The following is a 1,908-nucleotide window of genomic DNA, read 5'->3' as shown; positions in this document are numbered from 1 at the left end:
CCGATTGAAAATTGACCAGGGGAAATGGCGTCGTAGCGTACTACGGCGCCTTGGATTAGTCGATCAAACTGGGTTGATTTAGTTCTCCTTCGTTACTTGAGTTGTCGTTATTCAATCAAACTCGATCTCTTTTATTTCCAGACTGGATGGCGCATGTTTAACTGACTCTCTGGATTTAATCCGCTCCTTGGCCGTGGCGCTGCTTTGCTTAAATCGGAAGGATTCATTACCAGTTTCGATGATATGGCAATGGTGCGTCAGACGGTCCAGCAATGCGGTGGTCAGCTTGGCGTCCATAAATACGCTACTCCATTCCGAGAACGTCAGGTTGGTGGTGATAATGACGCTAGTCCGTTCGTAAAGCTTTGAGAGCAAATGGAACAGCAGTGCACCGCCGACCTGGGAAAAGGGCAAATAACCCAGTTCGTCCAAGATTACTAAATCCACCTGCATCAAGCTGAGCGCCAATCGTCCTTGCTTACCAGCCGCTTTCTCCTGCTCCAATGTGTTGACTAATTCAACGGTGGAATAAAAGCGCACTCGTTTACTGTGATGCTGGATGCCAGAGACGCCCAGCGCCGTGGCCAGATGGGTTTTGCCGGTGCCCGTCCCACCCACCAGCACCAGGTTCTGTGCGGCATCGGTAAATTTCAGGGTCGCCACTTTATTCACCAGCGGCTGGTCAACTTTGGATTGGCTGAAGTCAAAGCCTAATAAGTCTCGGTGGATCGGAAATTTAGCCGAGGTCATCTGATAACGTATGGCCCGTATACTTCGATCCGTGGCTTCTGCGGCCAGTAACTGGCTGAGCAAGCCGGTGGCCGATTCGATGGCATTAGCGGCATCGTCAGGGCTCTGGGCCAATAGTTCGGCGTAGCATTCCGCCATACCGTGCAATTTAAGGACTTTGAATTGGCTCAGGATGTCAGACATGAGAGACCTCGGCTTCATGCAGACTGTCATACCGCGCGGTGTCGGCGAGCGGCTCTTCGGTAAGTTTTAGGCGGGTGACTACCTGTTCCGGCATGGGCGGCGCATTGAGTCGAGACAGCACGTTCAGCACCTGTTCGATACTGGTGACGCCGGAATCCAATACCTGTTTGACGGCCAGCAACACAGCATCTAAGCCGTGAGCAGGTACGGCGGCGAGCACCTTAGCCATAATACGATCGCCTTGCTGCCGTTCTCGGTGTCGTAATGCAGTTTGGAGTTGGGCGAACGGCAGCGGCAACTCGGCAAACGGCGCGCCGTTACGCAAGGCGCCAGGCTTTTTCTCAATCAGCGGAATATAGTGTTGCCAGTCGTAACTGACTTGATCACGACTCAGCAGACGTTGATGCCGAGCCTCGACCGCATTTTCCGTACAGACCTCAATCCTATCGGCATAAAGATGGATGGTCGCCTTGCTGTTGGCTAGCCGACAGGGAACTGAGTATTGGTTACGCTCCACCGTCACCAGGCAGGTGCCGGATACGCGCGCTAATACTTCAACGTAGCCATCGAACGGTGTGGGCATCGGCATCAAATAGATCTGCTCTTGCTCAAGCGCATCGGCGATAGTCACGCTGGCATAATCCGGATGTGCCAGTTCCGACCAGAGACTGCGACAACGTTCATCAAGCCAGGTATTCAGTTCAGCAAATGAACTAAAACACTGTGTTTTAGCTTCAATCCAGACTCTACGCCTGGAATCCTGCACGTTCTTCTCCACAATGCCTTTTTCCCAGCCGGAAGCGACATTGCAGAAATCAGGCTCAAACAAATAGTGCGCCGTCATCGCGAAAAAGCGTGCATTGACGACGCGGCCATTGCGTTTGGTCACCTTGTCCACGGCGGTTTTCATGTTGTCGTAAATACCGCGTTTGGTAATGCCGCCCAACGCGGTGAATGCTTTCGTGTGTGCGTCGT

Annotated in this window: 2 protein-coding genes; both read right to left on the bottom strand. The window is 52.7% G+C overall.

What is annotated here, in order from left to right; translation table 11 throughout:
• Positions 1–111: 111 nt before the first annotated feature.
• Entirely contained in the window at positions 112–933 is an 822-nt protein-coding gene (istB, locus tag NP589_RS21365; RefSeq protein ID WP_256608780.1) for an IS21-like element helper ATPase IstB, read from the bottom strand.
• A partial coding sequence (locus NP589_RS21360) for a Mu transposase domain-containing protein (RefSeq protein WP_443190981.1) occupies positions 926–1,908 on the bottom strand: 983 nt, incomplete at its 5' end. The genes NP589_RS21360 and istB, both read right to left, overlap by 8 nt.

Origin of the sequence: Methylomonas rosea (assembly GCF_024505055.1) — a bacterium.
In the GTDB taxonomy this organism is placed as follows: domain Bacteria; phylum Pseudomonadota; class Gammaproteobacteria; order Methylococcales; family Methylomonadaceae; genus Methylomonas; species Methylomonas rosea.
The sequence above is the reverse complement of the archived record's forward strand: the minus strand, read 5'-3'. Positions and strand labels throughout refer to the sequence as shown.

Coding starts and splice junctions, on each gene's coding strand:
- istB (WP_256608780.1), bottom strand. CDS start 933: ATGTCTGACATCCTGAGCCAATTCAAAGTCCTTAAATTGCACGGTATG.